Origin of the sequence: Paenibacillus polymyxa M1 (assembly GCF_000237325.1) — a bacterium.
GTDB lineage: Bacteria > Bacillota > Bacilli > Paenibacillales > Paenibacillaceae > Paenibacillus > Paenibacillus polymyxa_C.
The window spans coordinates 1,936,892-1,960,542 of the sequence record NC_017542.1 but is presented as its reverse complement, the minus strand read 5'-3'; the positions used below and the strand labels follow the sequence as shown (position 1 = coordinate 1,960,542).

The window sequence follows — 23,651 nt, the reverse complement described above, 5'->3', positions numbered from 1 at the left end:
GCGACTTTTACACCTTCTCCATTATATATCAAATTTCTATATAAATAGAACCCCTCGCCTGGATCGCGAAGGGTTCATTATCGAACATTTATACCTGGACCTTGACGGCTTCCCGTTGTGCTGTGTGGACAGCCTTGGAGGCCCATTCCTTAGCCTGACGGATGCAGTCCGGCAAACCGATTGCATCATAGCCAGCGCCTAAAACGTACACCCCTGGCATCGCACTGCGTAGCTCTTCCCGCAGATTAGCTATAGCTTGTGGGTGCCCTACCGGGTATTGCGGCATGGAATTACGAAGACGTGTAATTTCCGTGAACAGCGGAGTTGCTGTAACTCCCATCATCTCTTTCAAATCCTTACGTACCACCGCAATCAGCTCATTATCCGGTAAGTCTACTGTTTCTTCAGCTCCTGCTCGCCCTACATAACAACGCAACAGCACCTTATCATCCGGGCTGGTATGTAGCCACTTGGCGGACGTCCAAGTACAAGCTGTGACACTACGTCCTTCTTTGCGAGGAACCAGAAAACCGGAGCCGTCAAAGATGTTCTCAATATCTGTTTTATCAAAGGCCATGACCACGTTCGCTACGGAGACGTAATTAACAGCTTCCAGTGCAGACACATTTACATGATCTCGCAATAGCGGCGCAGCAGCAAAATTGGGAGTCGTTACAAAAATATCATCTGCCTCCAGCGTCTCTCCATTGTCCAACATAACGCAATAGGGACTTCCTTTAGTTTCCGTTGTCTTTGTGAATTCTGTAACAGCAATTCCGGTGCGTAAATCACAGTCGTACAAATCATTCAGCAACGCATGCACCAAACTTTGCAAGCCTTGACGGAAGGTCAAAAAGGCGCTTTTTTTCGTACCCGTATGTGTTTCAGCTGGTTTTCGACCTGTCCTCATCCCGTGAATAAGGCTTCCGTATTGCTGCTCCACCTCTGCAAACTGTGGAAAAGTTGCCTGCAAACTTAGCGTCTTCATGTTGGCAGCATAGATTCCCGCCAGCAGTGGCTCGGTTACATTCTCTAGCACTTCTTTGCCCAGTCGGCGTTCAATAAAATCACCCAGCGCCTCATCTCCCGGTTCACGTCGAGGCGGAATGACAAAATCCATCATAGCCCGCATTTTTCCACCTAAAGAGATCAAGCCACTGCGTAAAAATGGTTTTAGCTCTGTTGGAATGCCCAGCACAAGCCCAGGAGGCATCGGATGAAGCTGACCTTCATGCAAAATATATGTCTTTTTAGCTTCAGGGTTCGTGCTTACCAGCTCATGATCCATCTCTAACTCTTTTGCCAGATCTATCATAGCCGTTTTACGGGCCAGAAAGGAATCTGGCCCCTTTTCTATGACAAAACCATCTTTATGCAATGTTTCAATTTTTCCGCCTAGCGCGGAAGCTTTCTCCACCAGCGTAATTCGAGGTGTGTAGCCAGCTTCTTTGTACATTTTTCGTGTATAAAAAGCAGTGCTAAGCCCGGTCAAGCCTCCACCTACAATTACAATATTACGTAACTTTTGCTCCATTATGTCCTCATCCCTTTTTCCATTGGTCTATGATGACATCACTAAGCGTCTCCATATACAGTGGGTCACTGTTGAGTGAATCAATACGCTGAAAACGCATATCCAATTCTTTCGCCAAAGCCTGTGCTTCAATATCCAGGTCGTATAACACCTCTAAGTGATCAGAAACAAAGCCAACTGGCGCAGCCAGCACATACTCCACTTGCTCTTCCTTAAGACTGTGCATGGTATCCAAAATATCTGGTCCCAGCCACGGTTCAGCTGTACGGCCGGCACTTTGCCACGTAAACTGCCAGTTGGTAATTCCCGCCTTATCCGCAACAGCCTGCGAAGTAGCCATTAACTGCTCCACATATGGATCACCCATAGCCAAAATCCGCTCAGGCAAGCTATGCGCACTGAACAGAACACGAACCTCGTCCCGCTTGGCTCCCGCTTCTTCAAAAAGCGCCAGTTTTGCGTTCACACGCTCAGTCAGCGTCTTGATCAGCTTGGGATGAAGATAATAGCTCTCCACAAATGATATGGCCAGATCCAGTTCCTGTGCCTTAGCCTGTGCACGCTTGATATAAGAGCCTACACTCATAACGGAATAATGCGGAGCCAGCACGACACCCACCGCCGTACGAATGCCATCTTGCACCATCGCTTCGATACCGTCCTCAATAAACGGCTTGGCGTGTTTGAGCCCCTGATAACAGACAAATTCTATGTCCAGGTTGCGATTTTCCTGATTTAAGGTTTCCTGCAAGTTGTGGACCTGTCGATCTGTATTCTGACGCAACGGAAACACGCCACCCACAATGGCTTCGTAGCGATCTTTTAATTCTTTTAACTGCTCCGGCGAGGGAGCATGACCACGGCGAATATGTGTATAATACGCTTCAACCTGGTCCAGACTCTCCGGCGTCCCGTAGGACATGACCAGTACACCCACTTTGGTTTTCATTAGCAGATCCCTCTTATCTTTTCTAGTTGTGTTCATTTTTTGACAAAACAGAGCGAGAATACTCATGTACATAATCGGTAAGCTCTCTTAGCTTATCTAGCGAGGCTTCAGGAAATAAGCCGTGACCGAGATTGAAAATATAGCCCGGCTCCAGAATGCCTTCATCTACAATTTTTTTTGCATACTGCTTAATCACATTCATCGGCGCAGTAAGCACATAAGGGTCCAAATTGCCCTGCACTCCAAAACTGTTACCCAAGCGACGACGGCCTTCAGGTATACTTACCCGCCAGTCCAGTCCAATCACATCGGCTTTTACCCCGCTCAAATGCGGAAGCAATTCACCAGAGCTTACGCCCGGAAAATAAATTTTAGGCACATTCAGATCAGATAACTCATGGAAAATACGTACAATGGTCGGCAACACAAAAGTTTGAAAATCATAAGGCGAGAGTGCACCTACCCAGCTATCAAACAATTGAAAAGCCTTACCACCGTTAGCGATATGGGCCCGCACGTATGTAATAACCATATCCCCTAGCTTATCCATCAAACGATGCCATAGTTCAGGCTCTCCATACATCATCGCTTTGGTGCGAATATATCCCTTGGAGGGTCTTCCTTCTATTAAATAGCTGGCAATAGTAAAAGGCGCCCCAGCAAACGTGATCAATGGCACGTTCAACTCACGGTCTAAAATACGGATGGTTTCCAAAATATGACCCAAATCGCGTTCTACATCAATCGGACGCAAGTTGTCTACGTCTGCAGCTGTACGGAGCGGATTATCAATAACCGGGCCAATATTTTTGACAATATCAAAATCAACCCCTAGCGAGGCTACCGGATTCATAATATCAGAATATAAAATTGCAGCGTCCACCCCAAGCTTGCGCACGGGCATCAACGTTACTTCTGCGGCCAACTCGGGCTGGCGGCAAATTTCAAGCAGCGTGTATTTTTCCTTAATTTTGCGATACTCAGGGTCATACCTTCCGGCCTGCCGCATGTACCATACGGGAATATGATCCACAGCTTGCTTGCGGCAAGCGCGGATAAAAGTATCATTGTAGGTCATGACTTCAGCCTCCAGTTCGAATCATAAATACTATATTTTATTATGCCCTTTTTCAAGAGTCGTAACAACCGCCGCTCTCAAACAAACCATGACAAACCCATGACATTTGGATAAAGTTTCAATGAAGTGTGCTATACTAGAGAAATGGCTTTTTTAAAGCTCCGGGAAAGTTATACATGAATAAGTACCTTTACAACAGGATGAGAATGGCAGAAAGGAAGTGAAAGCACATTGAAAACGTGGGAGACGTGGAAAATCAATCTCATTGTGCTTTGGTTCGGTCAGTTTCTGGTCAATGCGGGAATTACAATGATTACTCCGTTCCTTGCCCTATATTTGGCTCAAGACCTCCATGTGAAGGGCGAGCACGATATAGGACTGTGGGCAGGAGTTATTTTTGCAGCTAACTTTTTGACCTCGTTTATATTTCAGCCATTATGGGGTAAGCTGGCCGACCGATATGGACGTAAAGTCATGCTGCTTCGCTCAGGCTTCGGCATGGCCCTGGTCATCGGATGTATGGGTTTGGTCACCCACCCATGGCAGCTGCTAGCGCTTCGCCTGCTAAACGGTACAATTTCGGGTTTCAACCCGGCTTCTATTTCCCTAGTGTCGGGTACCACTCCCAAAGAGCGAACCGGCTTTGCTATGGGAATTATGCAGTCCGGTCAAATGGCTGGCACAATTCTCGGCCCTTTGCTAGGCGGATTTTTGGCTGACTGGGTCGGGTTCAGACCGATCTTTTACATTACAGGAGCTCTTATTTTCCTAGCCTCTCTAATGGCAATGTTTTTGGTTAAAGAAAATTTCAGCAAAGCGGAGGCCGCGCGAATTCCACAAATTTCGGTTCTTGCCGGATTAAAGGAGCTAAGCCATACGCCCCAGCTTCCGGCTTTGTTCACCGTGACATTCTTACTCCAGTTTGCCATGATCAGTACAGTTTCTCTGCTACCTTTGTATGTGCAAAAGCTATATGGCTCGGCAGAAGGAATTGCACTGGTTGCCGGGTTCGTTACCGCTATTACAGGCGTATCGAATATGGTAGCCGCACCGCTCCTTGGACGATTAAGTGACAAAATAGGAGCACACAAGATCTTGACCATTGCACTACTCGGAACGGCGATTATGCTCATTCCGCAAGCTTTTGTCAATGAAGTATGGCAGCTTGTCATTATCCGTTTTTTCATGGGTGTGTTTATGGGCGGTCTGCTACCAAGCGTAAATGCGCTGATTCGCACCTATACACCGGAAGGAATGGAAAGCCGCTCTTTCGGATTCAATACCAGTTCACTGGCGCTCGGGAATATGCTGGGTGCGGTCATTGGCGGAGTGCTTTCCGGATTTATCGGCATCGAGGGACTGTTCATCATGTCTGGTGTGTTGCTGATTGTCAATATAATCTGGGTACGTATGAAGCTTTTTGATCGTAAGGCTACGCCTCATTTCAGGTAAGACAACCTTCGGGTAGGACAGCCTGCCTTAACAGACAAGAACCTCCGCTCCACACTGTGGATAAGGAGGTTCTTTTTGGTATAGCTACATTCAAGGGACGCCCGTTACTTCACTCGTGCCAACGCCAATCCATCATAAGCCGGCAAAAGCGTACTGACTAGCCGTGGATCCGTTGCTATCGTTTCGTTAAAACGTCTCACGGCCTGTACGGCAGGTCCGTTCTTGTCGGTGTTCAGTGTGCGTCCCCGAAGAAAACAGTTATCTCCGGCAATTATAGCGCCTGGATTGGCCAGTGCAATCGCATACTCCAGATACACTGGGTAATTTTCCTTATCCGCATCAATGAAAAAAAAGTCAAAAGTCTTTCCTTCTTCCTGAAGCTTCTTCAGGCTGTCCGCTGCGGGTCCAATACGATACTCGACACGATCACCGTAGCCATTGTTTTTCATATGTTGATGAGCCAACGCAGCGTACGCTTCTTTCAGCTCCAGGGACACGATGCGACCTTTCTCTCCCAGCCCACGGGCCAGGCATAATCCACTGTATCCTCCTAATGCTCCGATCTCCAGTACCTGCTGTGCACCAGAGACTTCAACGAGAAAGGTCAACAGCTTTCCATAGGGATGAGCAACCGATACCTCCGGCATCCCTTCTTTAACAATAGCCTCCCTAATGCTGCGCAGCGCTTCATCCTCCTGTACCAGCTGGTCTACATATTGTTCAGGTGTCATATTGGGTGTGATTTCCACGTTTCATCTCTCCTTCTTGCTTTATCATAACGCAGGTTGGACGCGGTGTCCTTCGTAAATTATTTGCCTTAACGATTTGTCTCTTCGAGTACAATGACCTATACTATAGGGATTGAACCAAGCTTACATGATTATGAGACGGAGTGAATACGTTTAATGACTCAACTGCAACTAATTGCAACTGCGCCGATGGGACTGGAAGCCGTTGTGGCCCGAGAACTCAGAGAACTGGGGTACACGGATCTGACCGTCGAGAATGGCCGCGTCGTTTTTTCCGGAGATTATAAGGATATATGCCGATGCAACCTGTGGCTTCGCACATCTGACCGCGTTCTTATTAAAATGGGCGAATTTGCTGCAACTACCTTCGACGAGCTGTTTGAGGGTACCAAAGCATTGCCTTGGCAGGATTGGATTCCTGTAGATGGTGAATTTCCCGTAGAGGGACGTTCACACAAATCACAGCTTAGTAGCGTACCAGCCAGTCAAGGAATCGTCAAGAAGGCGATTGTAGAAAAGCTTAAGGAAACCTACCATACAGACTGGTTTGCTGAAGATGGTCCTCGTTACGTCATTGAGGTCATCCTATTGAATGACCGTGCGCTGATAACGCTGGACACAACTGGTCCAGGACTGCACAAACGAGGCTACCGCAAGCTTGTTACAGAGGCGCCTCTCAAAGAAACAATGGCTTCCGCTCTTATTCAGCTTAGTCGGTGGAGCCCGGATCGACCATTCTATGACCCATGTTGCGGTTCCGGTACTTTATTGGTCGAAGCTGCTATGCAAGCCTGGAACATTGCTCCAGGCCTGAGACGTACCTTTAACTCGGAAGACTGGCCTGTCATTGGCAGAGAATTATGGAATCAGGCTCGCGACGAGGCGATGGATCTGACTCGTGATGACATTCCTTTTGAGATTGCAGGTAGCGATATCGACCCTAGCGCTATACAAGTTGCTGAAGCAGCTGTAAAGGCAGCAGGCTTTGCTAAAGACATCTCACTAAAGGTGCTGCCTGCCAGCAAGGTTAGACTTGAGGGCCAGTATGGTGTGATGATTACAAATCCACCTTACGGCGAAAGACTGAGCGAGCAAGCCGAGGTGGAAAAGCTGATCCGTACACTTGCACGCACGGCAGCCGAAATGAAGACTTGGTCCTTCTTTGCCATCAGCTCCACCAAGCAATTTGAGCATTATTGGGGCCGCAAAGCCGATAAGCGCCGTAAGCTGTTTAACGGCCGAATTGAATGCCAATACTATCAGTATCTGGGTCCTCTGCCTCCGCGCCGCAAAGATACTTCACCGTTGCAGTCCTAAATGTTCGAGCTATAGGCCAGGAAACGAACCCTTTGTTCGTTGTCCTGGCCTCATTTGTGCTGTATTTTCTTTACTTAATCATTGAAATGCGCAGGATGAGCGCTATAATAATTAAAGGCATTTCGGTTTTAACATTACGTTAATGTGTAGTTTATACTAGCCGAACATTTCTGCCGGAGGGGGTAAAGTGTTGGTTATTCGCACGACCAGTGCAAGACGCACTGGTAACATGTTCAGCAGACTGCTGCTGTCTCAATATTTCGGTTTAGTTCTGTTTTTTGTACTTATGATTGGCAAGCTTGTACTGATTCACTATAACCTGCATGCCCAAAATATTGACATGAACCCGCTGGATTATGTCATTGCTATTGGTTCCCTGTTGCTTGTAAGCTTTTGGACCTTGTGGCTGCCACGTCGCGGACGTTTGATTGCTCTTGTGGTGCTCGATATATTGCTCACCGCGCTCATTTATTCCGACATGGTTTATTATCGGTATTTCCAGGATTTCATTACGATTCCCGTTTTGCTTCAAGCTGGACAAGTTGATTCTCTGGGTGGAAGTATCGCATCTCTTATGTACTGGTGGGATATTTTCTTTTTTGCAGACTGGATTTTATTCATTCCGTATGTCATATTCGTAGCTTCCTTACGGCGTCGGTTTACAACGAATGATCATTACTTAGAAGCATCACGAAGCTCTTTCACTAAAAGATTTCTGCTTCGCTTCTCCAAGGGGGCATTGGCTTTCCTGATTGGCTATGTTTTGACATTTGGACCGATCAAAATATATACCTCCACTTGGGCAACCGGCATATTTGTCGGCAACTGGTGGTCAATGGCCTTGTACAACGTAACCGGATTGATCGGATTTCATGGATATGATATCTACCGCTACGGTCAGGATCATCTTGGGCCCCAGCCTACATTGGCTCAGGTGGAATCTGATAAGGATAAGGAATGGTTCAATCAACACCAGAAGTTACTTCAGGTAAAAAATGACCTATACGGCAAGTATAAGGGCAAAAATGTGATGGTCATCCAAGCTGAAGCTTTCATGAACTTTTTTATCGGCAAACAGATCAACGGTCAAGCAATTACGCCTAACTTTGACAAACTGACGAAGGAAAGCATGTATTTTAATAATTATTTCCATCAAACTGCGCAGGGTCGTACTTCGGACGCGGACTTCTCTACCCACGCTTCGCTGCATCCGCTCCCTACGGGTTCTGTATTTATCCGTTATGCGGACCATAAATTCGATACGTTGCCTTCCATCTTGAAGGATACAGGTTATAGTCCTAATGCGTTTCACGTGTACGACAGCAGCTTCTGGAACCGTTACACGATGTATAAGGCGATGAACTACGACAAGTTCTACAGTAAAAAGGATTTTAAAATAGATGAGCCTCTGGGCTGGTCCCTGGGAGACAAATCCTTTTTTAGACAAACGCTCAACGATCTCACAACCGAAGTTAAGCAACCGTTCTACGCCTATATGGTCGGTATTTCGAGCCATCATCCGTACAACCTGTCACCTGACGCTGTAGATTTGGATGTTGGCGAGTTTGAAGGTACGATGTTCGGAGACTACCTAAAATCCGTCCATTATGTGGATGAGGCTTTGGGTGAATTGGTAGATCAGATGAAAAAAGACGGATTGTGGGATAATACGATCCTGATGTTCTACGGGGATCACGACAATTCCATTAAAGACAAAGCACTGTATGAAAAGTTTTTAGGCAAGCCTCTTACAGATCTGGACATGCAGAAAATCATGAATCAGGTGCCATTACTTGTGCATCTTCCTGACGGAAGCCAGGCAGGCACGTATACAGAACCGGCAGGACAGCTGGATCTAACGCCTTCCGTAATGCATCTACTTGGGATTTCTACAAAACCATATCATTTTATGGGTAACGATCTGTTTAGTGGAAAACCTCGTATGGTTGTGCTGCGTACTGGCGCTTTCACGGATGGACGAGTGTACTACATTCCATCTGAGGACGGTACATTCTCCAATGGAACTTGTTACAATCTGAGTACAGGTCAACCTACAGATGTGAATGCCTGCGGACCAGGCTATACTGAGGCTCTCAATCGATTAAAGATATCCGATCAGGTCATCACATACGATCTTATTCGCGAATGGGAGACTGAAGCAAAGAAGTAACAAGGATATCGATTGCATAACTACCTGATATATAACAAAAATCCCGATCCATCGCTTGTTAGGGCTGTGGATCGGGATTTTTGTGTTGACAGTCATTTGACTGCGCTTGTTACCATTAACAAATACTCAGGAACGCAACGTTTTTTTAGCCTGATCAAGACGCTGTACCTCTTCACCAAGCATTTCCTCAGCAACTTCTACTGCATCGTCACCAAGGCTATCCTTTGCCTGCTGTATAGCATGCTCCGCATGAGTGCGAGATTGCTCCGCTTGCTCAATCAGCTGTTCAGCCGGATGTGACAATGCCTGAGACACGGCATTGTGGAGCTTGTCCACCGAGTTTTGTGTTTGAGCTTCGACACTGTGATTGTCGAGATTGGAATCATATTGGGCCATGAGTTACTCCTCCTTCTGGGCATGGTCTACATTCATTAGCATGGATCAGAAGGAGGGGAACTATTCAAAAGGTGCCAACGATGCGCACTCGAACTATTTTATAAAGCGTGCAGCCTTCTCTAATACTTCATCCTCTGTGGCCGCACTCACATAACGTCCGTTCACATACACAAACGCCCGTTTTCCACAAGGACCGCAATACGATTTGCAACCGATTTTGATCTCCGCATCGGGTGCCATCTTTTTCAACTTAGGCAAGATCGTTTTTAAGCGGATATGATTGCACTCATCACATACGCGAATATCATTAGCCATCTGTCATCCCTCCGAGCTCCGGCTTAGTGGTCGCCGTGATTACCTTGGGAAGGGTTAGTAATAACAAATCCTTCTTCGGGGAAGTACAAGTAATCAATTTTTACACCATCCAGCAACGGCTGACCGCTTTCCAAAATTACATCGATGCCTTTATCTGTAGATACAACAGTATCTGTTTCCTTAGGCGTGTCCAAATCGAGCCCGTAATGAGCATGATCTCCATGAGCATGAGTAATAACAACACGCAGGCTCTTCCCTTGGTTCTCTTCCTTATCCAGTTCAAGCTTCAATACTTTAGCTGCATTACGAGTAATTTTGCAGTTCATTAAACTTCATCTCCTTCATATTCATTAAATGAAATGTGGTTCAATGGATACATATCCACACCACACAACCTAGCGGATAAAATCAACAATTCCAATAATTAGCCCTCTCCTTGATAAAAAGAAGTTGTGCAGCATAGCACAAGGCAATATTCCTATTGTAAAGAAAATCGTAAAAAATCGCAATCACGAAAATCATAAGCTTACATCTGACGGACACGTACGTGCTGTTTTTCAAGCATATCGGGATATTTTCGTTCAGCACGGGTGACGAACCAATTCATAAGCAATAACGTCACACCAATATCGTCGATGGGCATAAATGGCATGACATCAGGTAGTATCCAATAGAGCAATACAGGCACCGCAAAAAGTAATTTTTCACCCAATGGAATCCTCGAAGAGGTAATCAATCGGGGGATACGACGAAATACATGTAACCACTGACGGAGAGATAGTAGTCTTTTCCACTTCATAGGTTGTTCACTCCATTTCCAATGCTCCTAAGTATATATACCCTATTGAAGGGACATGTAAAGAGGAACACTTGTAAAAACGTGCTCCTCCTAATACGCGCAAATGAATCAATACGTTTCAGCAGGTCCGATCTGTTACCATGACAGCACCGTCGCCATTAACATGCCTACTTCTGCTGCAATATCATCATAATCCCGCATAGGCAGCGGATTTACGCCTAGACCGACTTCAACGGTAAATCCCGGTTTACCAAACCGTTGTATAAACCAATCCTTATACCCTGCATCGCTTCCCCCCAGCTTTACCGCCCGATACCCTGTTGCAGCAGCCATCTGTAATGCCCAATCTCGGCTCTCCTTAGGCTCCAGATCCCGATAATTCCAATAGATTTCCTGTCCTTGGCTGTGTATGGATAATACCATGTCGAACTGTTCGCGCTCCGTTAAATCCGCAAGGGCCTTGGACTCTGGCTCAGACAAAGGTGCAGGTCCTGCGTAGTCTCGTCGAGACGGACCTGTTTTACCGCGTCTGCGCACCTCCTCCTCCCAATACGCCGGAAACTGATCGTTGAGGTCGACACCGCGAATATTGGCCTTCCAGCCGCGGTAATCAGCACGTCCTTCATTCCACTTTCTGAGTTCATGATACAGCGGATGAGTGGGGAGTATACCCTGTTGCACCAGTTCTACTCCATCCGGATTGACCATCGGTACCACCCATAAGGATGTATGTTCCATTAATTTCATCGGAGAGCCCGCATACACCCATTGAGAATTCCCAGCAAGTTCTCCAGACCCATTAATCCCTTGTGCATATTGTTCTATAAAACGCAGCAAACAAGGCGTCGTCAGCCATTCGTTAGCATGTACAGAAGCGTTGGCATGAATTTTCCTCGTTCCCTGCCCAATCCGTATATAAGGGATATCCTTCCCCATGACACTGGTGCCAATGCTGCCAACTTCAATAAACGGATATTTGTGGGTCAATGCCTCCAGGTCTTCCTTTAAATCTTCATAACTGTACTCTCCACGTAACCGTACAATTTGATCCTGATGGTCATCAGGAATAATAATTATCTTTCCTTCCACAAAATCATGCTCCGCAAGCCTCGAATTAGCGAGCCGCAGCTCATCAAGCTCTACACCGAACTGTTTGGCAATCTGACTTGCATTCTCCCCAGGCTGAATAACGTATTTACGATCCGTAGACGGACGAATATATAGCAATTGACCACAAATCAGATAGGGTTGCGTGGCGGCCCACGGATTATCTGCGATCAAAGTATCCGCGGATAGTTTAAAAGCCGAGGCGACCCGGTGCAATGTATCTCCTTTTTGAACGATATATTCCCTCATCTTACTACGCCCCTTCCATCTGCCTTACTGCATGTTATGCAGACGCTGCGTGTCTTGATGTAGCGAAAAGCAAAACAACCAACTTCTTTTGTCCAATGACAAAAAAGTTGGTTGTCTCGTTAATCCAGATGGGTGACTTGCCAGACAACAGGCGTTTGCCGAATCTGCTCCCCAAGCCACTGTGCGGCAATGCGCTGGAACAACTCTGGATCGCCGGAACAAAAAAGCTGATGCACCGGCGTTTCGTCCCCGGCCTCTAACTTGCCCTTGTTATACAAAATGGTACTCGTCTCTCGTGCAGTTTCATCTGCCGAGCTAATAAGCTTCACCGCAGGACCCATGACTTCCTGAATCGTTTCCCTCAAAAAAGGATAATGCGTACAACCAAGAATCAGACAATCAATCGGATACGTTTGAATAGGTCTCAATGATTCCTCCACAACCTGCGATGTTGTCTTGGAGCGGAACAACCCTTGTTCCACCAAAGGCACAAGTGCAGGGCAAGCGTGGCTCACCACGTCTACATAGGGAGACAACTGCTTGAGCGCAGTTGTATATGCTCCGCTTCGAATCGTACCGACAGTTCCGATCACCCCGACATACCCGGTAGCGGTCGCACTGATCGCAGCACGAGCCCCAGGGTGGATAACTCCGATCACCGGAATGGATACCTTTTGGCTTATATACTCCAATGCCGCAGCCGTTGCTGTGTTACAAGCAATAATAATGACTTTCGGATTAAATTGAATCAGAAAATCAACCATCTGCTCTGTAAATTTTTTAACCTCTTCCGATGGTCGGGGACCATACGGGGTGCGCGCAGTGTCTCCAAAATAAATGATTTTTTCCCGCGGAAGCTGACGCATGACTTCTTTAACAACCGTCAAACCTCCTACACCGGAATCCAATATTGCAATCGCTTGCTGCACGTACACACCGCTTCCTTTTTTGTTTAAATATGAGTTGTTTCATCTTGGAAATCTTTCTGCTGCTACATAACTTATGTCGTATTAGCGTAAAAGGTACCCCAAAAGATTACCCTAAAACGAGGAAGCGATCAACAAAAAGGCTTCACCCCAACGGGAGAAGCCACAAACTCAAGCTATAGCCAGTTGTTTCACCTACGATATACAGACAGTTACAAAGCATCTTCTTTCGTATTCCCTTGAACAGGCACGGATGAAATGCCAACCTTTGAAGCAATATCACTCTTTTTACGCCATTGACCTAATTCATGAATGACGGCTGAAGCTGTCTCCTTAATTTTGTCAGTATACTCGATGGAAGTATCTGAAATTTTCCCCGCAAGCTCCTGTCCCTTATCACTCAAGTGACGTGCCTGGTCTGTAATATCCTGACGCAGCTCGCGACCTGACTTAGGAGCAAATAACAACGCAGCAACCGAACCAGCAATGCTGCCTACCAACGCGCCACGGATAAAGCTTTTGCAGTTCTCTTTCATATTCATCTCTCCCTTATGCCCGGGCGAATGCCCATCTGTTAATGCATTATAAGCATGGAGAGCCTGTCATGATACAGAGAACAAGCCAGAAATTTCTACTTATTTTTGGAGCGGATACGATACAAGCAGCAACGACCTCCATCCGCCAAACAATCCTCACGGACAACCTCGGCATCAAGCAGCTCCTCAAACATTTGCTGTTCGCATTCACAAGCCTTGCGGTAACGATTGGCGATCTGAGAGATCGGACAATTGTATTCCATAATAGAGTAACTGCCATCCTCTTCCTCACGCCACTCTGCCATATAGCCTGAAGCGTTCTGGATACCCGAAAGCTTTTCCACACGTGAAGCTAGTGTAGACTCACTCTCTATGTGAGGGGCGTAGCGCTTCATCATTTTACGTTTTCTACCATCAAATAACGAGTGAACAGCTTCCATTCCCTGCTCTTCATCCAGTTCCTCTAACAGTTCCAGTAATAGATGATCATAATTACGAGGAAACTGCTCGCTTCCCTGATCGCTCAGGCTGTACAAAAACGTTGGGCGTCCCATCGCCTGTCTCAGGATCGTAGCCACAATCAGGCCATCCTGCTCCATTAATTTGAGATGCCTGCGCACCCCCATTTCGGTAATGCCCAATTGAGCTGCCAAGCTTCCGACGCCCACAGGTCCCTGGGTTTTCAACAGTGTCAAGATCATGCGCCTAGTGGGCATTTCGGGTACGATATACTTATCCGTCACTTTTGCCTTTACACTCCCTCGGGCTGAGGACCCAATTCCTTATTTAAATAATCGTGCACGTTAGATACAAAAAGCTCCAGCAACCCAGGCAGCTTAGGTGTAAGTGGGTGAAGGCTTGTCCTGTCCCAATGGAAATACTCCTGTACTAAGGGTTTACGTAAGGCTACCAGCTCTAATAGTGAATGAAATACGGTATCATCCAATACACCTTCCTCATGAATGATACCGATAATGTCCTCATAGCTACTGGCGTCACGCATAATAAAACCGTCGATGATATAGCTTCCTACGTCCGTTACCGTCTCAATGGCCAGATGAAGGCAGCGCTCCTGCACTAGCCCCTGCAACAGATCGCCGTTCCAGGCGGCGGATGTCTGGCGAAGTCCGGCGACAATGTCGGGAACAGCCCCTAGTCGAAGCTCAATTTGTTCCCGGTTGACATAATACAAAGTTCTGCACCTCCAGTAACCGCTTTAGATTTCATAATCAACTGCGATAGATACATCCTTCACTTCATTCATGTGTACAATAATTTCCTGATGCACAGGGTGTACCTGATACGTTTGCAAGTCTTCCAATGTTTCAACCACAGCGGTAAGAGAAATATCATAAGAGCGTTCCGAACGAATCACATCCGTACCTACTTCGAGTGACAGCAGCTCTTTGATCTTGCCATTCATGCTGCGCAAAATAGATGCCGTATGTTCAATGCTTTCAGGGGAGCGATCTTTCAATTTGAACAAAACAATATGTTTAATCATGCGTATAGGCTCCTTATCTTAAAAATGTTCTCTTGAAAATTTTATCATAACGCCCCACATACGGAAAGAAACTTTGTGATCTTAGCGATCTTTTCCACCATTTTTACCATCAGACTCCTTGTCCTTTAATAGGGCAAAAAAATTCTTAAGCTTCGGTGGAAGCGGCAGACCCATTCGTGAACAGTTTTCCGTAATTGAGATCAATTCGTTGGATAAATAAAAATACGTTGCCGCCCCTTTCATGATTTCCGTACCCATCAGGAGATCCACATGATGCGCCAAAGAAATCACCATGAGCATTAAAGCCTTTCTCGCCAACCCCCAAAAGCCAGCTTTACTGCTTAAACCTTGCCCAGTCTTCACGGCGGCGGCGACTCCAGTTACATAATCAACAGCCATGGCAACCGTGAATAGCACCATAAGCTGATTCCAGCCGCCAAAGGCAAACGTAATAATCGCTCCTGCGGTGGCACAAATCATACTAAACATACTCGGATTAATATTCATACCTGCTCCTCCTCTCGGGGCGGTTATTGTAATATATGCAGCGACGTGGTTACCCGTAAAGTCATATGACCTGTGCATAGATATCAATTCATAGATTCATATAAAACGAGCTGCAAAATAAAAAAACAGGCTACCCTCTTTCAAAAAAATTGAAGTAGGGTAGCCTGCTTTTCTTTCAGGTTTATTCTATTAACGGTGATCATTCCAAAAATTAAGCGGAGTCAGGTTATCATTCAACGGCTCGAACGAATATCCTTCTTTCTGCAAGGCCGCCATGATTTGTGGAAGCACCTTGATCGTAGAAGGCTTATCATGCATAAGAACGACTGGTGTTCTGCCTTGCTTTTTCAGTCTCTTAATATCACTGAGGACCGTCTGTACAAAATGCTGCGGATTTTTAGTATAACGCCAATCATTCGAATCTATGTTCCAGTCCCAAATATGATAGCCTGCACCCGTCAGTTGATCACGGTATGCTTTCTTCAAATATGGTTTGCTACCATAAGGTGTACGAATCAAAGAAGTGCGTTTCCCTGTTGCCTTAAATAAAATCTCATTATCCTGATTCATCTCTGCCAGTGCTGCTGCCGGGGATGCATAGATCTTTTTCACCTGATGCGTCATCCCATGGAGGCCCAAGCCATGCCCTGCGTCTACCATTCTCTTCATCACTGCGCTATGTTGGCGAATTTCAGGCCCTAGCATGAAGAACGTAGCCTTGGCATTATATTTGTCCAGAATATCCAGCAGCTGCGACGTATGCGCTGTAGGACCATCATCGAAGCTCAAATAAATGGTGCGGCTGGAAGGCTTGGCATTTCCCGTATCGCCTGTATTGCTGGCTTTGTCTGGCTTGACAGCTGCGTACTGTTTAATTTCTGCCGCGAATGTATTCAAGAACTGAGCATCAGACAAACTAGCGTTTGCATTCTGAATTCGATACAAATTACTCGTAGGAATCGTAATAGTGAAGCCGAACGCATCGGTCAAAGTACGAATTGGCACCATCGTACGTCCTCCCCGCTCAAACACATCCCCTTTGTTCAAATCCAGCGTAAAGCTGCGATTATGTCCAGTCAGCACCAATGTATTTCCATTGGCAGAAGTAGAAATGCCCATCTTTTGCCCCAATGTCACGATAGGGACATACAACTTATCATTTTCCATTACAGGCTTAATCGTATTCGAATCTAGCAAAACATCATTGACCCCAAGTAAAGGAGCCTGCGCTTGTGCACTCGCTGTATTCGTATGTATACCTAGCAAACCCAAACAACAGATTGCCATCAAGCATACAGCCATCCATTTTACTTTTAAAAGCTTCATTCATTACACCATCCTGTGCTGTATTTTATAATGTGCGGGAGCTATCTCTAGCTTGTCTATGAAGTTATACAGACATGACGATATAGACATGGCAATATAGACATTCACTCAACATAAAGAACATAAACGCATCTCAACCGACTGAACCGGACGTCTTTTGGCCCCCTATACATATTAATAGATTACCAGACTATAGTAGGTAAATATAGTAAAACAATTTGAAAACAATCTCGCAATCCATCTTACCAAATAAGTTACAAAGTTGTGAATAAATTTTGATAGAACTAGAGACTACCTGAAGAAATATGAAGGTAAGGTACTTGGGGATAGAACTCTGGTATCTGACTAAATATTCTAGGTATCTAATAAACTATGGAATGTCATAGAGGAGTATCATTTAACCCGTTTACAAGGTACTAGGTATTGATAGATATAAAGAAAGACCCTGAGGATTGTCGCCCCCAAAGTCTCTCCAGTTGCCTATTCTATTAATGATACCTCAAACCTCTTTTTAACTTTATCCAGATAATTAGCAAGAAACAAATCCTTATTTGTAAAACCTAAATAATATTCATAGTCTTCCTCATCAACGGAAAAATAATATTCCTGATGAAATAAAACATTGAAATATTGTTTAAAATCTGAATTTTTTTTAATCACAATACATCTAATAAATGATCAATTTCAATTGTTTTAATAATATCTTCTTTTTGCATCACTGAAAACCACATTATTTTCGGCGGTGTCTGATTCGGTTCATTCCAATGAGGTATAGATTCCTTCCATGGCAACACCCACTCGGAATTCACAAAAACACATCTCTCTGAGATAAAATTCTGTGTATTCACATCAAATAAATTCATGTTCCTTTCGTAAAAGGAAAATAATACAATTTAATCCTTTTCAATGAATAACCTTATCAAGTCAGCAATATTCTCCGTTGACATATTATGCTTAATCACACCATAAGGCCGTTTAAGATTTATTTCCAAATTCATCATCCTATTCATCCGAAATAATAGTGATCCGATGTAGTTTTACCTGTCCTAGGGTCAATATATTGAAATTGCATTGGAATATTTGGTCAGGATCATAGATTTATTATCAGTCAAGAAGTAATAATAAAAAAGACCATAACACGAAACTATCTAGTATAGTGTACAGGCTACGGGAGTCATGAGAGTTAAATTCGTTTGGACTTAGCCGCCCAATTCATTCGACACTGGGTGGGGGTAAAAGTAAAGACCTTGAAATGGTATACTCTCAAGGTCTTTCTCTTATCCAAGCTTTTTATTGAATCCCATTACTTACCATCCATATTCATTAGCCTTCTCTTCTCGTCTAGCCATTCTTCTTCTCTTCTCACCCATTCTTCAGGACTTAATTTTTCGTCCGTCCAAAACGTAGAAGAATCCACAGCATTACCATCTTTATCGGTTGCAATAACCGATGTCCTACTTTTACCGAAAACCAAATTGGGACAAATTTGATGACCATCTTGGTTGTAAGTTAAACAGTGAACACCTATATTTCCCTTACAGCATTTTGAACCATGATTCTCTTCATTGTCTTCATAGAAACAACTTGCCTCTAGAACAATATGTTTCCATCCCATAAGACTCCTCCTTACACTCAAAAAGCAGCCTTTAATTCCTTAATGACGGCCTTGTAGTCGTGGTTGTTTATTCCAAGTCACTCAATTACACCGTTTTCTCGAATTATTCCATAAGCCCAATAAGAACCTTCGATCAGGGAGACACATACTTTCTACCATTTGGGGATTTAGGTGCTCGAAATTCAGACTTGGATGCTCCGGATTCTCCTTGAATTGCTTAAAAGCTGCATCCGCTTTTTCTTGTATATTTTTTAGAAAGTTTATTATACGTTGTTAATTTCTTTACTCTTAATACTGGTGTATTCACACGCACCTATACTAAGGTCGCTTACGAAGTACGTTTGGAACTATCGACTGTCATGTTATAAACCGTTGCCTGCTTGTGCAACAATTCAATATTGTCTTTCTAAAGTGCATTCCCGGCACTCTGAACAAGCAAGTCTCCAACCTTGAAATCTTTAACAAGCGTCCATCCTTTGCCCTATACCCAAAGGAGATGGCTATAGGTAGATTCAATAACTTGACCGCCCACATGGACTTGATAAATCTCATTTATCTCGTATTTGAACATAACCGTAACTTCTTTATATGCTACTTCTACCTCATCAGTCTCCTCATTTTTTTGAAAGAACCATATCTCTGACTTGAATGTCTTCAATATTCTTCTCTCTTTCATCTGTTCTAACCTTCGTACCTGCTGTAAAGCAATTACATTCTCCATACCATTACCTTAACCATATAGCGCAAAAACCCACTTTTCTCTCTGACATCCTCACAATCGTAAGAGAAGAACATATTACCTCCATTTCCATAAAAAATGTCACATTTTAATATATCGACACCTTAAACTTCCATTTTTATAGGCCAAATGGACCTTATTTTCCATAAACCGGTTAAGCCCATGGGATTAAAAGAAAATCAGGATAGGAGTCACTTGCAAAGCCCCCTTCGGGTATAGTAGTATGTGTTTAAAAAAATCGGAGGGTATATGCCTAAACAACAAGACAAACATTCCATTCAGGCGTGGTCTCTGATCAATCGCAAATATTTGGGAAAAGGCGTGCGTGTCAAACGTTTTCGCAAACCAACACGCTGTCAAGTACGCAATCGCGTTCTGCTTGCCGTTTTGATGGCTAATGACATTAAACTGTCCCAACTTGCCGAGGAGCTTTCCATCTCCTCTCGCAGCGTCAGCGCGTGGGTATATGAAGGTCGTATTCCCGGCAACACTAATCTGGAAAAGACGTGTAACACACTTGGTTATCCACACCATATTCTATTTAATGAAGAGGTTGTCCGGCGTTCACCGCTTATTTGTCAACCATCGCCGTCCCGTTTTATGAAACGGACTGTAACTCGTTCTCCGGTTAAAAACCGGATTTTGGCGGGTTTGTGCATGGTACATGATATTTCGGTGACCGATGTCAGTCATTGGATTGGCGTTCACCCGGGTACATTTCGGAAATGGTTGCATCAGGGTACCGTTCCTTCACAAACCTTCCAGGATCAGGCGGAACAGTTTTTCCGTATTCCAAAATCCATTTTGTTTGCTGATGCCATGCTGAAAAAGTAACAATGTCCTTTAAAACGAAACGGTTGAATTTTTCATGAAAGTCTTTGAAAGGAACGCATTACCATCTTTCATGCATAAGGCTTTCACATCATGTAATTCACAGAATATAAAAGCAAAAAAGCACAGTCTGCCGATTCCTCGGTGTACTGTGCTTTTTAGATTGCAAAATTTAAATGCTTCTTGCTTATAATTTGTATACTTCTTAGGAATGAGTGCTTGCCGCTTCAGTTGAACGTCCAGCTTCTGCCTTGATAGCCTTCAGCTTTTTCATACCTGGGTTGCCCCCACATCCAAAGTAGTCGTGAAGACGGCTGTATTCCTCATAGAGCTTATTATAGACGGCAGCGTTCTCGGGGGATGTGTTTGAAGCTCTCGTCCCGTACACGTGCCATATGGCGTGCTGCTTCGACGATATTGTCGTACCCTCCAGCTCCAGCTCCTGCAGCCACGGCTGCCAGTCTGTCCTCCCAAACGTCCTGATTTAATGTTCCTAATATATTTAGGTCACTCTTCTTACTTTCATTTCTGTTACCACTCTCATCACACACTTGTACGTACAACTCAACCAGCTTTTTTATGTATTTTTTGATAGTTTTATGTATACATTTTCGAAAATGTATAGAAAAAACATCCCATTTTCTGCAATCCAGAAAACAGGCTGTTCGGTATGGCGAGTAGCATGCCATTCAAAATTCAGCGTTGAACCCAAACGATTGATAGCCCCATTTCAAAATCCTCCAGACATTGCCTGAGCTGGTCCCGTGGATTCGCGTACAATCAACTCTGGAGGTATAATCCACTGACGATCTTCTTCACGATACCCCTTCTCTTTAATCATCGATAGCATGGTATCGGCGGCACGTAACCCCAATTCTTCCTTGGGGTGCCGAATGGTTGTAAGTTTGATTTCCGTGGCTGTCGCCAAAAATGAATCATCAAACCCAACCAGCGATAGATCTTGGGGAATGCTCAGGTCCGCCGAACGTACAATATCCAGTAGCCGCACCGCCAGTTCATCATTATAGGTCACCCATCCGGTCGGACGTTCCCCTGCCTCCATCGCCAGCAGCTGCGATGCGCGTTGTAACGGAAGCTCATTTTTTTCTTCAGTCCGGTACGTCGTTACTGCGTTCGGATGTAAGGTCACTCCATATTTACGGTGAGCAGCTACAAATCCCTTCATCCGCAGAATTCCTTGCATATCATCGGTTTTGAAAAAACCAGCCAATCGCCGATGCCCCAGCTTGATCAAATGCTCTGCTGCCAAAAAACCACCCTTCTCATCATCCAAACGCAGACAAGGTGCGTCCATCTCCTCATAACGCGCATTGATCATTAAATAAGGGATTTGGCGATTTTCCACGGTTAAATAATAGTTCAAATTGGGATTACGTTCCCCGCTTTTGGTCGGCTCAATAATAATTCCACTCAGTGGTTGACTCAGCAGCATTTCCAAGCACTGACGTTCTTGTTCAGGGTCATTACCTGTGCTTGATAGCAGTAGCTTGTAGCCCTGCCGGCTTAGCTTAGATTCAATTCCCTGTACAATGGATGGAAAAATATAATCCGATATATAGGTTGTAACGACTCCAATTGTCCGTGGATCTTCGGGTTGCTTATGTTCCCGTGTTGCGACAAAGGTTCCCTTGCCCTGTATGCGAAACAGCCAACCTTCCTGTACCAGTTCACCCAGCGCCTGACGAACCGTTTGCCGACTAACTGCAAATTGTTCAGACATTTCATGTTCAGAAGGAAGCTGGCTTTGCGGCTCCAGTTTGGATGAATGAATCCATGATAAAATTTCCTGTTTAACTTGTATATATTTGGGCGCCATAATTTCCTCCGTACTTGCCATATCATGTACCTATTCGTATTCCGATTATAGCATATCGTACATTTGTACATACAAATGTTACAGGAGCAGGATATCGTTGTATAGCTGCTGGAGGCGTAAAGCCATTCACAAATCCCTTCCCATGCTTAGATTGAGTATCTAAAGGACTCTGGTGTAGGTGTAACACACATTACGAACGGAGCAACTGGTGTTCATTCATATACTTGAGTCCGGTATAGCGATCACGCAAAGTATGTGCCGTACGCAAAGCACGATCAAGCTGTTCCTGCGTAACCCCCAGATCGGCAATGGTAGACGGACCTCCAACCTGAGCTAGCCATGCACGCATCTGTTCCGATGTAGGCAAAGTCCGATATACTTTAAAAGCCTCCACATCCTGATTGGCAGCCAATTCCCTGTACATATCAGACAGTAAAGCAGAGGCAACGCCCACTTTGGCACCATGCAAAACTTGCTTGCGCCCCTCTGCAATAAAATCCATCTCAATTCGGTGAGAAATATGATGCTCTCCACCTGATGCAGGGCGGGAATGATCAATCATCAACATCGAAATACCGGATGCAATAAGCGCATTCATCAACACCTCGACACCTGTCTTGCTGCCTGCCGCAATCTCATCAACATGCTCTACACAGGCACGTAAAGCCTCCTCGGTAATTCGGTTAGCCACAGGTGAATACGGCTCGTTTCCCAAATCTCTGGACACATGCCAGTCTACTAATGAGGTAAACTTACCGAGCATATCGCCAAAACCCGCAGCAGTCATCGTTTGAGGGGCACTCTCCAGTACGGACAAGTCAGCGAAGATCGCCTCTGGCGGGACGGCTTGGAACGTCTGCTTGCTTCCATCCACAATTAATGGGGCACCGGCGGAGGTAAAACCATCTACGGAGGCAGCCGTTGGGACTGACAAGAACGGTCGATTCATTTTATAGCATACAAAGCGAACCAGATCGTGAATTGTACCGGACCCTACAGCAAGTACAGCCTGACTTTGATCCGCTACACCCAGCAGAACCTTCATAATATAAGTTTCATCAGCAATAACATCCCCTACCGCATTCGGAGGCAGCCGGACTACATCAACTGTCAAACCTGCTTCACGGATGAATTCAGCTACTTTTTTCCCTGCTGCCGCTGAAGTATGCTCATCCTCTACCAGAGTGACATGCCGATAATTCTGTTGAATTAAATAAGAAGCAATGGATTCAAGTGCTCCATCCCGTACCTCAATAAACAATTCAACCTTTCGGTGAGGATGATCAGCATTACTAGCCTGCGCCTCTTCGTTCCACAGCTTGATTTGCTCATTCATATTCATTTCATCAGCCTCCTGAAAAAGGAATAATTTGTACAAGAATGATCCATACTAATAAATAGAATCCGTTTGAAAACGATTACTATTTAATTGTACGCACAAGTGTAGGTACAAGTCCAGAAAAAACGTACAAGTTACTATTCAATTCAACCATTCGAAAGGAACATGATTATGAAATTTGGAACGGACATTGCCTGCGCACTCGGGTTACTGGCAGGTACAACGTTTGGCAGTGGGATTGCTTTTTTGTTCGGCTGGCAAGCTTATCGCGCACTGACTTCTGTCACGGTTTTTGGCATTGCAGGGATTATCATTACTATTGCCGTTTTTCGCTTGCTGCACCGGAAGTCGCTTTCTACGTCTAATTCTCGATGAA

The 23,651-nt window shown here is 45.0% G+C and carries 25 protein-coding genes and 1 pseudogene; 5 read left to right on the top strand and 21 right to left on the bottom strand.

Annotated elements, in window-relative coordinates; translation table 11 throughout:
• Window positions 1-88: 88 nt before the first annotated feature.
• The 3 genes from hemY to hemE are packed head-to-tail and all read right to left on the bottom strand — an operon-like array spanning window position 89 to window position 3,561.
• Window positions 89-1,534 (bottom strand): protoporphyrinogen oxidase, encoded by a 1,446-nt coding sequence (hemY, locus tag PPM_RS08875; protein WP_013370471.1) that lies wholly within the window; start codon window positions 1,532-1,534, stop codon window positions 89-91.
• A 7-nt stretch (window positions 1,535-1,541) separates the two neighbouring features.
• A complete protein-coding gene (gene hemH / locus PPM_RS08870) occupies window positions 1,542-2,483 on the bottom strand; it encodes a ferrochelatase (protein WP_013370470.1) in 942 nt (313 codons plus the stop codon).
• Window positions 2,484-2,505: 22 nt separating this feature from the next.
• Window positions 2,506-3,561 (bottom strand): uroporphyrinogen decarboxylase, encoded by a 1,056-nt coding sequence (gene hemE / locus PPM_RS08865; RefSeq protein ID WP_013370469.1) that lies wholly within the window; start codon window positions 3,559-3,561, stop codon window positions 2,506-2,508.
• Between the two features lie 231 nt (window positions 3,562-3,792).
• On the opposite strand from hemE, the gene PPM_RS08860 reads away from it, so the two are divergent.
• On the top strand, window positions 3,793-5,013 hold the full coding sequence (locus PPM_RS08860; RefSeq protein ID WP_013370468.1) for an MFS transporter: 1,221 nt from the start codon (window positions 3,793-3,795) through the stop codon (window positions 5,011-5,013).
• 104 nt (window positions 5,014-5,117) lie between these two features.
• On the opposite strand, the gene PPM_RS08855 is transcribed toward PPM_RS08860, so the two are convergent.
• Window positions 5,118-5,762: an O-methyltransferase gene (locus PPM_RS08855; RefSeq protein ID WP_013370467.1), complete on the bottom strand. Its 645-nt coding sequence runs from the start codon at window positions 5,760-5,762 to the stop codon at window positions 5,118-5,120.
• Between the two features lie 156 nt (window positions 5,763-5,918).
• Between PPM_RS08855 and PPM_RS08850 the strand changes: the two genes are divergently transcribed.
• Both PPM_RS08850 and PPM_RS08845 read left to right on the top strand, forming a co-directional pair.
• Complete coding sequence (locus PPM_RS08850) at window positions 5,919-7,079, top strand: THUMP domain-containing class I SAM-dependent RNA methyltransferase (RefSeq protein ID WP_013370466.1); 1,161 nt, start codon at window positions 5,919-5,921, stop codon at window positions 7,077-7,079.
• 187 nt (window positions 7,080-7,266) lie between these two features.
• Window positions 7,267-9,249: an LTA synthase family protein gene (locus PPM_RS08845; RefSeq protein ID WP_013370465.1), complete on the top strand. Its 1,983-nt coding sequence runs from the start codon at window positions 7,267-7,269 to the stop codon at window positions 9,247-9,249.
• A gap of 126 nt (window positions 9,250-9,375) precedes the next feature.
• On the opposite strand, the gene PPM_RS08840 is transcribed toward PPM_RS08845, so the two are convergent.
• The 14 genes from PPM_RS08840 to PPM_RS08770 all read right to left on the bottom strand — a co-directional run bounded on the left by PPM_RS08840 (window position 9,376) and on the right by PPM_RS08770 (window position 18,529).
• The gene (locus PPM_RS08840; protein ID WP_013370464.1) at window positions 9,376-9,645 is read right to left on the bottom strand and encodes a hypothetical protein; all 270 of its coding nucleotides are present in this window, start codon (window positions 9,643-9,645) and stop codon (window positions 9,376-9,378) included.
• A 93-nt stretch (window positions 9,646-9,738) separates the two neighbouring features.
• A complete protein-coding gene (locus tag PPM_RS08835) occupies window positions 9,739-9,960 on the bottom strand; it encodes a DUF1450 domain-containing protein (RefSeq protein WP_013370463.1) in 222 nt (73 codons plus the stop codon).
• A gap of 23 nt (window positions 9,961-9,983) precedes the next feature.
• Entirely contained in the window at window positions 9,984-10,286 is a 303-nt protein-coding gene (locus tag PPM_RS08830; protein ID WP_013370462.1) for a heme biosynthesis protein HemY, read from the bottom strand.
• Between the two features lie 200 nt (window positions 10,287-10,486).
• Entirely contained in the window at window positions 10,487-10,759 is a 273-nt protein-coding gene (locus PPM_RS08825) for a hypothetical protein (protein WP_014599629.1), read from the bottom strand.
• 135 nt (window positions 10,760-10,894) lie between these two features.
• Window positions 10,895-12,115, bottom strand: coding sequence for a M14 family zinc carboxypeptidase (locus tag PPM_RS08820; RefSeq protein ID WP_013370459.1), 1,221 nt, complete (start codon window positions 12,113-12,115; stop codon window positions 10,895-10,897).
• Window positions 12,116-12,234: 119 nt separating this feature from the next.
• Window positions 12,235-13,044 (bottom strand): glutamate racemase, encoded by an 810-nt coding sequence (gene racE, locus PPM_RS08815; RefSeq protein ID WP_013370458.1) that lies wholly within the window; start codon window positions 13,042-13,044, stop codon window positions 12,235-12,237.
• A gap of 209 nt (window positions 13,045-13,253) precedes the next feature.
• Window positions 13,254-13,577, bottom strand: a complete 324-nt coding sequence (locus tag PPM_RS08810; RefSeq protein ID WP_013370457.1) for a YtxH domain-containing protein — start codon at window positions 13,575-13,577, stop codon at window positions 13,254-13,256.
• A gap of 95 nt (window positions 13,578-13,672) precedes the next feature.
• Window positions 13,673-14,320, bottom strand: coding sequence for a helix-turn-helix transcriptional regulator (locus PPM_RS08805; protein ID WP_016819697.1), 648 nt, complete (start codon window positions 14,318-14,320; stop codon window positions 13,673-13,675).
• A gap of 8 nt (window positions 14,321-14,328) precedes the next feature.
• Complete coding sequence (locus tag PPM_RS08800) at window positions 14,329-14,769, bottom strand: DUF86 domain-containing protein (RefSeq protein ID WP_013370455.1); 441 nt, start codon at window positions 14,767-14,769, stop codon at window positions 14,329-14,331.
• 24 nt (window positions 14,770-14,793) lie between these two features.
• The gene (locus tag PPM_RS08795) at window positions 14,794-15,081 is read right to left on the bottom strand and encodes a Dabb family protein (protein ID WP_013309679.1); all 288 of its coding nucleotides are present in this window, start codon (window positions 15,079-15,081) and stop codon (window positions 14,794-14,796) included.
• Between the two features lie 81 nt (window positions 15,082-15,162).
• Window positions 15,163-15,588 carry a phage holin family protein gene (locus PPM_RS08790; RefSeq protein WP_013370454.1) on the bottom strand — a complete coding sequence of 142 codons (426 nt, stop codon included), beginning with the start codon at window positions 15,586-15,588 and terminating at the stop codon, window positions 15,163-15,165.
• Window positions 15,589-15,777: 189 nt separating this feature from the next.
• Window positions 15,778-16,914: a polysaccharide deacetylase gene (locus PPM_RS08785; RefSeq protein ID WP_013370453.1), complete on the bottom strand. Its 1,137-nt coding sequence runs from the start codon at window positions 16,912-16,914 to the stop codon at window positions 15,778-15,780.
• Between the two features lie 656 nt (window positions 16,915-17,570).
• Window positions 17,571-17,723, bottom strand: coding sequence for a hypothetical protein (locus PPM_RS08775; protein ID WP_228392895.1), 153 nt, complete (start codon window positions 17,721-17,723; stop codon window positions 17,571-17,573).
• A gap of 494 nt (window positions 17,724-18,217) precedes the next feature.
• Window positions 18,218-18,529 (bottom strand): hypothetical protein, encoded by a 312-nt coding sequence (locus tag PPM_RS08770; RefSeq protein ID WP_025677012.1) that lies wholly within the window; start codon window positions 18,527-18,529, stop codon window positions 18,218-18,220.
• 988 nt (window positions 18,530-19,517) lie between these two features.
• Here PPM_RS08770 and PPM_RS08760 point away from each other — a divergent pair.
• Window positions 19,518-20,102, top strand: coding sequence for a helix-turn-helix domain-containing protein (locus tag PPM_RS08760; protein ID WP_013370447.1), 585 nt, complete (start codon window positions 19,518-19,520; stop codon window positions 20,100-20,102).
• A gap of 202 nt (window positions 20,103-20,304) precedes the next feature.
• Here PPM_RS08760 and PPM_RS28435 read toward each other — a convergent pair.
• The 3 genes and pseudogenes from PPM_RS28435 to PPM_RS08745 all read right to left on the bottom strand — a co-directional run.
• A pseudogene (locus PPM_RS28435) lies at window positions 20,305-20,557 on the bottom strand (Ribulokinase); the annotation flags it as partial.
• 272 nt (window positions 20,558-20,829) lie between these two features.
• On the bottom strand, window positions 20,830-21,936 hold the full coding sequence (locus tag PPM_RS08750; RefSeq protein WP_013370444.1) for a GntR family transcriptional regulator: 1,107 nt from the start codon (window positions 21,934-21,936) through the stop codon (window positions 20,830-20,832).
• Window positions 21,937-22,126: 190 nt separating this feature from the next.
• A complete protein-coding gene (locus PPM_RS08745) occupies window positions 22,127-23,278 on the bottom strand; it encodes a sn-glycerol-1-phosphate dehydrogenase (protein ID WP_013370443.1) in 1,152 nt (383 codons plus the stop codon).
• Between the two features lie 168 nt (window positions 23,279-23,446).
• On the opposite strand from PPM_RS08745, the gene PPM_RS08740 reads away from it, so the two are divergent.
• On the top strand, window positions 23,447-23,650 hold the full coding sequence (locus tag PPM_RS08740) for a hypothetical protein (protein WP_013370442.1): 204 nt from the start codon (window positions 23,447-23,449) through the stop codon (window positions 23,648-23,650).
• Window position 23,651: the final 1 nt, after the last annotated feature.